The 12,674-nt window shown below is 69.2% G+C and carries 9 protein-coding genes and 1 pseudogene; 3 read left to right on the plus strand and 7 right to left on the minus strand.

Annotation, left to right across the window (positions count from 1 at the left end; genetic code table 11):
* Window positions 1-228 precede the first annotated feature (228 nt).
* From ABD329_RS43965 to ABD329_RS43975, 4 genes and pseudogenes are all read right to left on the minus strand, one after another.
* Window positions 229-1,326, minus strand: a complete 1,098-nt coding sequence (locus ABD329_RS43965) for an alkene reductase (protein WP_198276575.1) — start codon at window positions 1,324-1,326, stop codon at window positions 229-231.
* A 277-nt stretch (window positions 1,327-1,603) separates the two neighbouring features.
* Window positions 1,604-1,930, minus strand: a pseudogene (locus ABD329_RS48395) (AsnC family protein); the annotation flags it as partial.
* A 66-nt stretch (window positions 1,931-1,996) separates the two neighbouring features.
* Window positions 1,997-2,158 (minus strand): hypothetical protein, encoded by a 162-nt coding sequence (locus tag ABD329_RS43970; protein ID WP_198276576.1) that lies wholly within the window; start codon window positions 2,156-2,158, stop codon window positions 1,997-1,999.
* 113 nt (window positions 2,159-2,271) lie between these two features.
* On the minus strand, window positions 2,272-3,009 hold the full coding sequence (locus tag ABD329_RS43975; protein WP_198276577.1) for an SDR family oxidoreductase: 738 nt from the start codon (window positions 3,007-3,009) through the stop codon (window positions 2,272-2,274).
* Between the two features lie 93 nt (window positions 3,010-3,102).
* Between ABD329_RS43975 and ABD329_RS43980 the strand changes: the two genes are divergently transcribed.
* A complete protein-coding gene (locus tag ABD329_RS43980) occupies window positions 3,103-3,942 on the plus strand; it encodes a LysR family transcriptional regulator (protein ID WP_198276578.1) in 840 nt (279 codons plus the stop codon).
* A gap of 102 nt (window positions 3,943-4,044) precedes the next feature.
* On the opposite strand, the gene ABD329_RS43985 is transcribed toward ABD329_RS43980, so the two are convergent.
* Window positions 4,045-6,927 carry an AfsR/SARP family transcriptional regulator gene (locus tag ABD329_RS43985; RefSeq protein WP_246618376.1) on the minus strand — a complete coding sequence of 961 codons (2,883 nt, stop codon included), beginning with the start codon at window positions 6,925-6,927 and terminating at the stop codon, window positions 4,045-4,047.
* A gap of 679 nt (window positions 6,928-7,606) precedes the next feature.
* On the opposite strand from ABD329_RS43985, the gene ABD329_RS43990 reads away from it, so the two are divergent.
* A complete protein-coding gene (locus ABD329_RS43990) occupies window positions 7,607-7,729 on the plus strand; it encodes a hypothetical protein (RefSeq protein WP_281404629.1) in 123 nt (40 codons plus the stop codon).
* A gap of 318 nt (window positions 7,730-8,047) precedes the next feature.
* Here ABD329_RS43990 and ABD329_RS43995 read toward each other — a convergent pair whose 3' ends face one another.
* On the minus strand, window positions 8,048-9,394 hold the full coding sequence (locus tag ABD329_RS43995; protein ID WP_344317922.1) for an endonuclease domain-containing protein: 1,347 nt from the start codon (window positions 9,392-9,394) through the stop codon (window positions 8,048-8,050).
* Window positions 9,395-9,778: 384 nt separating this feature from the next.
* On the opposite strand from ABD329_RS43995, the gene ABD329_RS44000 reads away from it, so the two are divergent.
* On the plus strand, window positions 9,779-10,384 hold the full coding sequence (locus ABD329_RS44000) for a dihydrofolate reductase family protein (RefSeq protein WP_344317923.1): 606 nt from the start codon (window positions 9,779-9,781) through the stop codon (window positions 10,382-10,384).
* A 222-nt stretch (window positions 10,385-10,606) separates the two neighbouring features.
* Here the strand turns inward: ABD329_RS44000 and ABD329_RS44005 are convergent.
* The coding region (locus tag ABD329_RS44005) for a type I polyketide synthase (protein WP_344317925.1) at window positions 10,607-12,674 on the minus strand (2,068 nt) is incomplete at its 5' end.

Consider the following 12,674-nt stretch of genomic DNA (forward strand, 5'->3'; position numbering starts at 1 on the left):
GTCTCGAAGTCATGCGCCTCGGTCTCGGAGTCATGCGCGGGGGTCTCGAAGTCATGCGCGGGGGTCTCGGAGTCATGCGCGGGGGTCTCCTTCTCAACGGCCGTGCCGACGACGGTGACAGGACGACGGAAACAGGGTGGGAGCGCTCCCACTTTGCGCATGGTCAATGAGCCCGGCGGGAGTGTCAACCGTCTCGACCGAACCCGGTCGCGCTGCCCAGGACAGCGGTCACGAGAGGACTCCTCCCAGGGAGGGGTAGTCGGTGTAGCCGCGGTGGTCGCCGCGGTAGAACGTGGTCTCGTCGGCCTCGGCGAGCGGCGCGCCGACGCGGAGGCGGTGGACGAGGTCGGGGTTGGAGATGAACAGCGTCCCGAACGCGAGGATGTCCGCCAACCCGTCGTCCACCAGGCGCAGTTGCCGGGGGCCGGCGGGCCAGTCATGGTGGGTCTCGTGCGGATTGAGCATGAACACTCCCGCCCAGTGCTCCCGCAGCTTCACCGTGAGGTCGCGGTGGCCCGGAAACTCGAATACGTGCAGGTACGCCAGGTCGCGTGGCAGACCGTCGACCAGGGTCAGGTAGAGCTCGTGCAGGTCCGGCTCGTCGAGGCCGAACGCCGTGCAGCCAGGGGAGATCCGCAGTGCGAGCCGCTCGGATCCGATGCGCGCGGCGACGGCATCGACGAGGTCGAGCGGGAACCGGACGCGCCCGGCGACGCTGCCGCCGTAGCGGTCGGTGCGGCGGTTGGCGTTACCGGAGAGGAACTGCTGAATAAGGTAACCGTTGCCGCCATGCAATTCGACACCGTCGAACCCGGCGTCGATCGCGTTCGCGGCCGCATCGGCGAAGTCGGCGATGGTATCCGCGATGCCCTGCGTGGTCAGGACGTGCGGTACCGGGTACGGCTCGCGCACGGCCGGTTCGCCGCCGTGGACGCGCACGACGCCCTCGGCGGCACACGCGGACGGCGCGAGCGGATGCAGCCCGCCGCCGAGGAGTTCGGGATGGCTGTTACGGCCGGCGTGCATGAGCTGTGCGTAGATCCGGCCGCCCGCGTCGTGCACGACGTCGGTGACCGGGCGCCAGGACGCGACCTGCGCCGTGTCGTGCAGGCCGGGGGTGTCGGTGTAGCCCTGGCCGACACGACTGGGTTGGGCGGCTTCGGCGACAATCAGCCCGGCGGTCGCGCGCTGCCGGTAGTACTCGGCCATGAGCGGGGTCGCTGACAGGCCCTCGCCGTAGGCGCGGCGGCGGGTCAGCGAGGCCATGGCGACGCGGTTGGGCAGGGTAAGCGGTCCGATGGTGATCGGGTCGAATGCGTTGGGCATCGGGATTTCCTTCTCGCAGTGATGTATTTCCGTGCTCCGCCACAATCCCCTCGCGCTGAGTTCCGCGGCAGGAACAACCGCCCCAGTGGGCGCTATCTGACACGAGGGGCCTCGTACGCGGCGCTGTCCGACGATCGGAGACGCCCCCTTGACCACCCGCATGCTCGGCGCGGTCTCCACCGACAGCGGCCCGGGCAATGCCGCCACCGGGCCCCAGCAACGCCGGCTCGACGTCGACGTCGACGTACACCACCCCGCCCGAGCGCAGCTCCGCCGGACGCCGACGCACAGTCGTCCGCGACCAGCCCGTCGCCGTGGCCAGCGACCGGAACCCGGCCCGCCCGTCCAGCGCGAGCGCCTCCAGCAACGCGTTGTCCTCCGTCGACAGTTCCACCGGCCCGGTCACGCGTTTCGCCGCCGACGGCGACAGCTGCACGCACTGCTCCGCCGTGAGCGGCCCGTTCTTCGTCAGCGGACTCTCATTTCCACCGAAGAACGGGTGCAGCACGCGGTGCGCACTCACCCCGGTGACCCGGGGCGTGCGGGGCAGGCGAGACAGCACGGTCGACTCCGCGGCCGGCGTGTCCGTCACCGCCTGAACCATGCACAGGCCCTCCGCGCCGCCCGAGGCGATCTGCACCCACGACGTCTCCGCCTGCTGCGCCGGCGCTCACGCGAGCCCCGCCACCGCCTCCGGTACGCACCGCACCCGCACCAGCCACAACTGCCGCCCCACCGACTCCGGCCACAGCGCACCGATCACCCGAACACCCGCCTCGTTCCGCAGCCGCGCGTACCGGCGCGCCACTGTCTGGTCCGAAACCCCCAGCACCGCACCGACCAGACCGCTGGCCGACGGGGGCGCCGGGCTGCGCTGCTGCGCTGCTGCGCTCTCAAGGGCATATGGGCCACCAAACGCACGGGGAGACGTTTCCGAGGGTCAGGTCACCAGGGCACGACCCCGTTGTCGTCGAACAGTTGGCCGGTAGGTCCGTCGTCCGGCAGGGTCGCCAGCCTGATGGCGATCGCCGCGCCCTGCTCGGGGGTCTGGGTCCCGCTGAATCCGTTGAGGTCGGTGGCCACATAACCGGGGCAGGCGTTGTTGATCAGGATGTTGGTGCCGCTCAGCTCCTTGGCGTACTGGATGGTGACGGCGTTGAGGTAGGTCTTCGTCGGCGCGTAGGCGCCGCTGATCCCCCCGAGGTCGACGCCGGGCGTGGTCTGGAGTGTCAGGGAGCCGACGTGGCTGGACTGGTTGACGATCCGCGGGTGCGCCGAACGGCGCAGCAACGGCAGCATCGCGTTGGTGACCCTGATGACGCCGATGACGTTGGTCTCCACCAGCCGCCGCACGGTCTCCAGGTCGATGGTCGTGGGTTCCTCCGGCCAGCCGCCGGCCACGCCGGCGTTGTTGACCAGTACGTCGAGCCGTCCTGCCCGCTCCTCGATCAGTTGGACCGCGGCGGCCACGCTCCCGCCGTCGGTCACGTCCAGCGGTACGCCGAACGCGTCGGCACCAGCCGCGCGCAACTTCGCCACGGCGTCCTCCCGGCGCCGCTCGTCCCGGGCGCCGACACCGACACTCCAGCCCCGCGCACCCAGCCCGGCCGCGATCTCGTACCCGATTCCCTTGTTCGCGCCGGTGACCAGCGCGATCGTCTTCTCGCTCATGACAGCGAGCATGCTCGTGCCGCGGCCGGGCACCAACACCCTCTCGGTAGTGCAGCGATACCCGGTCGGTATCGATCTGTCCTCTGTCGTCATTAGACTGGACCCATGGAACTACGGGAGCTGCGGTACTTCGTCGCCGTCGCCGAGGAGTTGCACTTCGGCAAGGCTGCCCAGCGCCTCGGGATGGCCCAGCCGCCCCTGTCCCGCGCGATCACCCAGCTCGAACGGCGGCTCGGAACCGCACTGCTGGAACGCACCAGCCGCAAGGTCACGCTCACCGCGGCCGGAGGCGTGCTGCTGGACGAAGGACGCGCGATCCTCAGCGCGGTGACCGCGGCCGAGCGGCGTACCCGTCGGGCCGCGACCGCGCACCCCAGCCTCGTCCTCGCCGTGAAGTCCGGCACCGCCGGTGAACTGCTGACGAAGCTGCTCGACGCCTACGCCGCTGAACCCGGCGCAGCCACCGTAGAACTGCTGCTCTGCGAGGCACACCAGCACCAGCTGCTGCTGCGGGACGGGCGAGCCGACGTGGCTCTGCTGCACCTGCCCTTCGACTCAGCAGCCGGGCTCGACACCGAACCCCTGCACAGCGAGGGACAGGTCGCGATCCTGCCGGCCTCACACCCGCTCGCCGGCCGCTCTCAGCTCCGGATGGACGACGTCACCACACTGCCCGAGCTCCCGATGGCCCGCTGGCCCGGCCCCAGCGGCGGCTACCCAGAGGGACCGGGCGCAGAGGTACGGAACCTCACACAGCTCTTCCAGCTGATCGCGCTCGGCCGTACCACCGCGGTCATTCCCGAGTCAGCCGGCGCCGACCTGCGCCGGGACCTCGCCGCCGTACCGGTCCTGGATGCCCCGCCCGTGACGACGGCGATCGCCTGGCCGCCGCACAGCCGCCTTCGCACAGTTGCCGACCTGATCCGCGTGGCAACACGTCTTTGAACCCGGACGAGGAGGGCGGGGGAGCCGGGTTGCCCATCTGCCCAGGACCAGGGAAACACCGCACGGCCGACACCGCTCAATCAGTGATCCGCCGGACATGCCTTACTGCGAATCGGCCATCAGCAACGTGCGATGTGCTCCGAGGCTTTTCCAGAGGTCGATGCCCTGCATGGCGAGTTCGATCGCGCTGTCCGTGCGCCCTGTCGCAGCGTGTACCCGGGAAAGATTACATAGTGCGGTGGCAATGCCCGAGAAGTTATCGCTGGTTCGGAACCCGTGGAGTGCCTCGCGAAAGTGCTCTTCAGCCTCTTCGTACCGACGCTGATAGATCGCGATGACGCCGCGTATATTCGACGCGTAGCAGGCAGCAGTCAGGGCTCCTGTGGCGAGGTCGGTACGGCTGACCTCAGCATCGGCCTGCTGCTTCCCCTTTTCCGCGAGTGACCCACCCGCTAATGGCACGTCCACTCCATACTCCGCGCCTGCGCCCCCCGCAGCATGGGCCGACTTCCATACCGAGTTGTCTGCTACCACATATGGGAAGGAGCTAGCACCGGAGTCGACCAGTTCTCTCGTGACGAGAAGAAGATCCGCTGCGCGGCATGCGACATCGTCCTCGGAAGACTTGGCAGCTTGGTAGGCGCAGGCGAGCAGACAGTCGGCCTCGGTGAAGAGCCAGGCGAGCGCGGTGCTGGCATCCGGGAAGTTCTGGCCAAGGTGCTCAATGGGTGTCAGGTGATCGATGAGCCGGTCCCCTGGTCGTTCTATGGCATACACGCGTGCCGCCGAGGACAAGTAAAAGTCCAAGATCCGCGAGAACGCCGCCGCCCGGGTTTCCGGGCGCTCGTCCCGCACCGCGCAGCTGCGCGCGTAAAGCCGCAGAAGGTCGTGGTAGCGATAGCGGCCGGGGGTTATCGACTCCAGCAGGCAAGAGTCCACGAGTGATTCAAGGATTCGTTCAGTCTGTCCCACAGGCGTGTCGAGTGCTGCCGCGGCTGCGGTCAACGAGACATCTGGCCCATCGCAGAGAGCGAGAACCCGGAATGCGTGGGCCTGAGACGCGTTCAACTGCGCGTATCCGAATTCGAAGCTCGTCTGAACGGCAAGGTCTCCGGCCCGTAGCTCTTGCAGGCGCCGGTGAACGTCGGCCAGACGACGGGTCAGGGTATTGATGGTCCAGCCGGGCCGGGTTGCCAGACGAGATGCGGCGACACGGATGGCCAGGGGCAGGTAACCGCAGGCAGCAACGGCTTGACGGCATGCCTGGGGCTCGGCCGAAGCTCGCTGATCGCCAACGATGCGGGTGAACAGAGCCAGGGCATCTCCCGGTTCCATGACGCTGAGGTCGATCATGTGGACACCGTCGAGGTCGACCATGGTGGAGCGGCTGGTGATCAGCGTGGCGCAGCCGGGCGTACCGGGCAGCAGTGGGCGCACCTGCGCCGTGTCATGTGCATTGTCGAGCAGGACCAGCACACGGCGGTCGGCCACGGTGGAGCGGTACAGCGCCGCCCGCTCGTGTAACCCCTCCGGGATCTCCGCGGGCGGGGTTCCCAGGGCGCGCAGGAACATGCCCAGGACGGCTGCCGGAGCGGCGGGGCGGGGGCCTTGACCAACGAGGTCCACAAACAGCTGCCCGTCGGGGAAATGTTCCCTGATCGCCTGCGCAACGTGCACGGCCAGGGCCGTCTTGCCCGCCCCGCCCAGTCCGCGCACCGCGGACACCGCCATCACCGTCCCGTGGGCGTTCAGCAGCCGCTCCCGCAAGGTGTTCACAGCGGTGGCACGTCCGGTGAAGTCGACTGCCCCCGCTGGGAGTTGCGCAGGCCGCGGTGGGGGTGTGTACGCAGGCTCTTCGTCGGCTGGAAACTCCTGTCGACCGGTGAGAGCGGGATCGGCGCGCAGGATGCGCTGGTGTAACCGTGCGAGTTCCGGGTTGGGTTCCACGCCGAGTTCCTCCGCGAGGAGGCGGCGGGTGTCGGTGTAGACGCCGAGGGCCTCTGCCTGTCGGCCGCTCCGGTAGAGCGCCAGCATCAGCAGTGCGCGCAGCCGTTCCCGCATGGGATGCTCTGGGATGAGCGCGGTGAGCTCCGAAACCGCCTCAGCGTGCCGTCCCAGTTCCAGGTCGAGTTCGAGGCCCTTCTCGAGCAGGGCCAGGCGCCACTCGTCGAGACGGCTGCGCTGGGCATACGCGTAAGGGCCGGGGACTCCGGCCAGCGGCTGCCCGTCCCACAGCAGGTCCGCCATGTGGAGCAGCTTCCGCGCTTTGTGCGGATCTCCCTCCCTCATGGCGTCTTTCGCCTGTGCCTCGTAGCCCTGACACACATCGAGGTCCAGTGCCTCGGGGTGAAACCGGAGTGCGTACCCGCCGGCGTCCGTCAGGAGCACTCCGGGGCCCAGCGCCCGGCGCAGCCGCCAGGCGTAGGTGCGCAGTGCGGCGATCGCCTGGGGCGGAGGGGTTTCCCACACGGCGTCGACCAGCTCGCTCACGGTGGCGGTGGAGCCCCGTCGTAACAGCAGCACGCACAGCATGGCTTGCTCCTGCGGCGTGCGGATCGGCAGTGCCCGACTGCCGTGCCAGATACGAACAGGCCCGAGAACGACGAACCGCAATCCCGCGCCCAGTGCGCCGCGCAGCCCATCCGTGCCCCCCGCGGCATCGGCTACCCCGGCTTCCCCCGAAAGCCGCCCGCCGGTGGCAGAGACATCAGGCGCGGCCGGCCCGGCTGATTCGGGTCGGCTGCGGCCAGGGGGAAGAGTGAAGCCAATCTGCTCCAGCGACATACCGAACATTTTCTCGAGTACCCGTTGCCTCGAAGGTGCCGGGCATGGTGGATCAAGCTGACGCCACCGATGAAATTGCCGTGCGGTCACCTGTCCCGGCTCTCCCAGGCAGGCCGCAGCCTTGGCATATTCCGCGAGGAACACCGCCGGCCGACCCCACTGGCGCTCCTCGCACAGCCGCGCGAAGACTGCTTGATCCATTTCTGCCACGCCCCCATTTTTACTGCGGGCCCACTCTGACGGGCACCGCAATCACCGTATCCCCCAGGGGTATACGCCCCCGGCGGGCAACCGGCAGGAAGTCCGATTCACCGAGTCCGCTCGTCCTGGCGCTCTCGCCGTTTGCTGGTCCAACCACCAGCGGCGGCCCTGGTCAGAGCCCGTGCGGCACGGAAGAGCAAACAGCTATCCGGCGAATACCGGCAGCCTACTGAGCTTTTATGCATGGACAGTTCACTGCCGTTGTACCCGATCGTCGCCCAAGGAGATCAACGGATGGCAGGCCATCACCACTCCCACGCCAAGGAGATCGCCTGGTGAACGCTTGCAGCGTATCGCTCTCGCCGCGCCCACTGCCGCCCTTTGTGGTAGCTCACGCTCGGCACAGTCACCCCAGAGGAACCGCGTCGGTCTCACACACGACCACTGCGACCAGCGCTCGACATCGCGCCGCCGCACCAAGAGGCGGCCATCACCTGCGCAAAGCAGACTTGCCCCTGTGGGGGTGCCCCAGCGCCTATTCCGTGCCGAGGCACCAAGGAAAGCCGGCGATCGTCAAGAAGAACCACGAAATCCTCACCAGCGATCCCTGAAACCACCGCAAGTGCACCGACTGGACGACGATCAGCTCCAACCTGCCCCACATCGGCTCGACCGAAAGGTGCCGACCTGCATTGAGTACGACAACGGTCTGCCCTCGCAGGCGGGAAAGAACCGGGCCGCGCTCTGGAACAACCTGCATCTGCGCTGCGAGTACACGATCGTCGCGAATCGCCGCCAGTAGCTCATGAAATACCAGCTATCCGCATCAAGGCTCGTGTGCATGCGACACCGGCAGCAGCGGCACGACCGCACCCGCCTGCCCGCTGGGTCCGCGGCGGAAGCGCCAGTTGCACCGAAGCCCATCAGTTCCAGGCGATAGGGTGCGCTTCGGCTTGCTGACGAGCCCTGAGCGCCGCCTGGGAAGCTAACGGCGCCCTCTGGGCGGCAGGAACGTTCTCGGGCGCCAGGCCGTGCCCGTAGACCGCGGCCAGTGACTTCGCGCTGCGCTCCCCGCACCGGCCCACCTCGACATAGCACTCGACGGGCTCCCGGTGCCCGCTCAGAACAGTGCCAGGCCCTCGCCGCTGGTGTCCACGATGACTGGCCGAACCTGGGCAGGGAGTCCGTCCAAACGGTCAGGACCGGCCGCGGCGGCCACGGCAGGAGCCGTCTCGGCCAACCAGAGGCGAAACCGTTCGGCGGCTTCGCGGTAGGGGACTCGTGCCAGGACACGGTGCTCGCCGGAGGGGCAGAAATCGACGGCGACAGTGAGCAGGCAGGAACGGGGCGCGTTCTGACTGCCCGTCCAGGACACACGCAGGACACCGCAGAGCTCGCGCCCGCCAGGGGCGCGGTGGGTCGGGCGCAGCGATCGGCAGGCCGTGTGGGCGGTCCATGCGGCGAGGTGCGGCAGGGGCAGGGTGGTGCGTGCGCGGCAGCCGGGGCAGCGGTGCCAGTGGCGAAGCCAGTGGTCGGCGTCGGTGTGGAAGAGGCGTGTGTAGCGGTTCGCCACGCGGATGTCGTTGCTGTACAGGTGGTCGGGGCGTTCTTGTGTGTTGCAGGACTGGCAGACGGGGGCGCGGACGTAGCCGTGTTCGTGGCAGTGGTCGAGGACTGCGGCGGGCGTGGTGCGGCAGACGGCGCACACCCACCCGGCCACCCTGCGGGAGGTGCCGGGCTTCCTGCTGAGCGTCGAGTACAGCTGGCCTTCCAGCTCTGCGTTGTACGGGCGCGGTGAGGCGGTGGGGCCCTCGGGGCTCGTCGTATGCCGACCGTCGGCGTCTCGGGCCTGTCGGGGGCGGGAGGGCGGCTCGGTGGCGGCTGCGCTCGCCTGGCGGGACCGCGCGGCGTGCAACCACTGCGTTTCGGCGTGCTCGGCCGCGTCGAGCAGCCTGACCACGGCGCGCGGCAGCCACCACGTCCGCTGTGTGGCGTCGCGGGTCTGCTCCACGAGTATCTGTCGCCAGTCGATCCCCGCCAGATGGGACGGCCGGCCGACTTCACGTCGTGCTGCCCGCTCACGGCCGCCGCCCAGCTCCCGCAGTCCCCCCGTGATGCGCCGGCGCCAACGCAGCTGCGTATTCTCGTCGCACTCCTGTCTCGGCGCCCCGCGAAACGGGCCGACGCGGACCAGGTCCTGCCGATCCATCCGCACCGCGTTCAGTTCCGCGGCCGCCCGGCGCACCTCAGCCTCCGGAACGCTCCACTGACCGCCGCTCGCCCTCACCGTCGTCACCACATGGCCGCCGAGCAGGACGTACCCCACCCGGGCATGGGCAGGAGAGCGGGTGAATGCCCCAAGAGCCGTGGGCACAGAACTGTCGGCCGTCACATCGACCCACAGAGCGTCCGCGGCACCCAGGGTGATCAGGCCGTCCGTGCGACCGGGCATGACACGCTCTGACATACCGACAGGCTATCGGCTTGCCGAGCGGGTCCGTACTCACGGAAGTGCTCCGCCGCCGTCGCGGGTGAGTGGATGAAGTACCCGCTGTCGACGTCGGGGCAGCGAGGCCTCACCGATCGCCCAGTAGAGCGTGGTGTGCCGTTCACGGGCGGGGCTGAGCTGGGGGCTTTGACAGAACTCACCGTCGTTCCCAATCGCGTGGAGAGATTACCCGACTGCGTGCATAGCGCAATCATGTAGACCTCCGGCCCTCCGAAGCAGTGCCGCTCCGCCGACCTGATCGGCTGCGGCGTCATGGGTTTTCTCGTTACTCCACAGCGTGACCGATGAGTTTGTGGCTCCCGGCCGGTCCAAGCTCGTGACACCTGAGGAAAGGACACCGCCATGTCGGAGCTTCTCGTCGACTTCATCACCTCCCTCGACGGCCACGCATCGGGAGAGGGATGGCCCGGGTTCTGGGGCCTCGAGGGCCCGGAGTACCTCGCATGGCTCGGCGAGCAGCCCGCGGCCACCTACCTGATGGGAGCGAACACCTACCGCCTGATGTCGGGCTTCGCCGCAGGCGAGGTCCCCAATGGCCAAGACGAGTTCAGGCCCGAAGAAGAGTCGTCCGTCGACGAGCTCACGCAAGCGTCCAAGGTGGTGTTCTCCTCCTCACTCGAGGAGCCACTGACGTGGGCCAACTCCACGCTCGTCCGCGACGACGCCGTCGAGGCGGTCCGCGCCATGAAGTCGAGTGGCTCGGGGCTCCTCAGCACGATCGGCAGCCTCAGCCTGTGCCGGTCCCTGCTACGAGCCGGACTCGTCGACCGCTTCCGGGTCGTGATGTTCCCGGTGATCACCGGGGCCACGGGCGAAGAACGCATCTACGACGGCTATCCGGACGTTGCCCTCGAGATGATCGAGCACCGCGCCTTCGACGGCCGCATCCAACTGGTCGAGTACAAGCCCCGCGTGCTCGAGCACCCGCCGCTCGGCGCCCCTGCGTGACGTCGCCCCGTCCGCCGGTCCCAGCCTCGGTTGCAGGGGCCCGGCTGTTTCCCGGCAACCTCGCCACGTGGACGTCGCGAGGCCTCACGGCCGGCACCGGCGGGCGGCTCGCTCCGCCCGCGGGTGCTGTCGCTGCGGGACAGCTGCTCCGGCTCCTGGTGCTACTCCGCTACCGCGAGCAGGTGTTCTCCCCTCTTTAGGCGCTTTCGCCGGTCGATCCGGTCAGCGCACCAACTCCAGCAGCGCCTGCAAGCGGGTGCGGGCGTAGCCACGGAGTTGCTCGTCGAGGTCCCCGTCCTTCGCGAGGGCCGTCTCCAACTTGGCGAGCTGCTCGACGAGGTCCTCGTCATTGAGCGCCCAGACGTCACCGAACTCTTCGAGCAGGAACCGGGCGAGCTCGTCCGGTGCCCGGTAGTCGAAGACCAGGGTGGCGGGGAGGGTGAGGCCGGTCTCGGTCGAGAGCCGGTTGCGGAGCTCCAACGCGGTCAGGGAGTCGATGCCCATGTCACGGAAGGGCCGCTGGGCGTCGATGTCCCCGGGGCGGGTGTGGCCCAGGACGACGGAGGCGGCCGCCCGGATGACCTCCAGGATCTCCTGCTCGCGATCGGCAGGACTGAGCTCGGCCAACCGGGCCGCCAGGCTGACCGCGCTCGTGTCCGCAGCAGCGGCCGCAGCAGCGGTCGGGCGGGCCGGGGCGGCGGCAGCAGAGGCCAGGCCGCGCAGGAGCGGAAGCAGCGGTCGTCCCGGGCGTGCCAGTGCGGTCAGGTCCAGCAGGACCGGGACCGCCAGCGGCGTACCCAGCGCGGCAGCGGCCTCGAACAGCGCCATGCCCTGCTCCGTCGTCATCGGCTGGATGCCGCCACGGCGCAGGCGGGACATGCCGGTGCCGTTGAGGTGTCCGGTCATCTCCGAGGTCTGCTCCCACAGGCCCCAGGCCAGTGACTGGCCTGGCAGGTGCCGGTCGCGGCGGTAGGCGGCGAGTGCGTCCAGAAAGGCGTTGGCGGCGGCATAGCCGGCCTGTCCCGGATTGCCCACGACGGCCGCGGCGGAGGAGTACAGGACGAAGCCGGCCAGGCCCGCGTCCTCGGTCAGCTCGTGCAGGTTCCACGCCGCGTCGGCCTTGGCGGCCATGACGGTCGCGATCCGCCGCGGAGTCAGGGATTCGACGGTGGCGTCGTCGATCACACCGGCGGCGTGCACGACCGCGGTCAGCGGCCGCTCGGCCGCGATCCTGGCCAGCACCGAGGCGAGGCCGTCGCGGTCGGCGGCATCACCGGCCTGAACGCGCACGCTCGCACCCGACTGCGCCAACTCGGCGACCATGCGGGCCGCGCCAGGCGCGGCCGGGCCACGCCGCGACAGCAGCACCACGTGCCGCATGCCCCGAACATTCACCAGGTGCCGGGCCAACTCCCCACCCAGCGTCCCGGTACCACCGGTCACCAGGACGGTGCCCCGCGGGTCCCACTCGGCGGGAACGTTCACCACGACCTTGCCCAGGTGCCGAGCCGCCTGGAGGTAGCGCAGCGCCGCCACCGCCTGCGACAGCTCGAAGCACGTCACCGGCGGCGGGACCAGCGTCCCAGCCGCGAACATGACCCCGAGCTCGGCAAACATCTCCGCGATCCGCGGCACACCGGCGTCCATCAGGTCGAACGCCTGGTACACCACCCCCGGGTAGGCCTCCGCGACCTCGGCAGCGTCGCGGATGTCGGTCTTGCCCATCTCGACGAACCGGCCACCACGCGGCAGCAGCCGCAGCGACGCGTCCGTGAACTCCCCGGCCAGAGCATTGACGACCACGTCCATGCCCTCACCACCAGTCACGGCCAGGAACCGCTCACAGAACGCCAGATCGCGGGTCGAGGCGATATGGCTCTCCGCCACACCAGCCGCCCGCAGCGCATGCTGCTTGGCCGGACTCGCGGTCGCGAAGACCTCCAGCCCCCACGCCTTCGCCAGCTGCACCGCAGCCGTACCCACACCACCCGTACCGGCATGGATGAGGACTCGCTGGCCGGGACGGGCCCGGCCCAGATCCCGCAGCGCGTAGAACGCGGTGAGAAATCCGACCGACACCGCCGCGGCCTGCTGGAAGGACCAGCCCTGCGGAACCGGAGCGAGCAGACGGCCATCCACGATCCCAGCCGGACCCCAGCCCGGCACCAGACCCATCACCGACTGACCAACGGACAGCCCATCCACCCCAGGACCGATCTCCAGAACAACACCGGAGCCTTCACCACCAAGGACCCGGCCGTCCGAGACCATCCCCAGACCGGCCACCACA

This window comes from Streptomyces javensis (genome assembly GCF_039525925.1).
GTDB lineage: Bacteria > Actinomycetota > Actinomycetes > Streptomycetales > Streptomycetaceae > Streptomyces > Streptomyces asiaticus.

Excerpts from the sequence above, each read along its gene's own strand:
- ABD329_RS43965 (WP_198276575.1), bottom strand. The coding sequence starts at position 1,326 with ATGCCCAACGCATTCGACCCGATCACCATCGGACCGCTTACCCTGCCC.
- ABD329_RS44000 (WP_344317923.1), top strand. The coding sequence starts at position 9,779 with ATGTCGGAGCTTCTCGTCGACTTCATCACCTCCCTCGACGGCCACGCA.
- ABD329_RS43985 (WP_246618376.1), bottom strand. The coding sequence starts at position 6,927 with ATGGATCAAGCAGTCTTCGCGCGGCTGTGCGAGGAGCGCCAGTGGGGT.
- ABD329_RS43980 (WP_198276578.1), top strand. The coding sequence starts at position 3,103 with ATGGAACTACGGGAGCTGCGGTACTTCGTCGCCGTCGCCGAGGAGTTG.
- ABD329_RS43995 (WP_344317922.1), bottom strand. The coding sequence starts at position 9,394 with ATGTCAGAGCGTGTCATGCCCGGTCGCACGGACGGCCTGATCACCCTG.
- ABD329_RS43975 (WP_198276577.1), bottom strand. The coding sequence starts at position 3,009 with ATGCTCGCTGTCATGAGCGAGAAGACGATCGCGCTGGTCACCGGCGCG.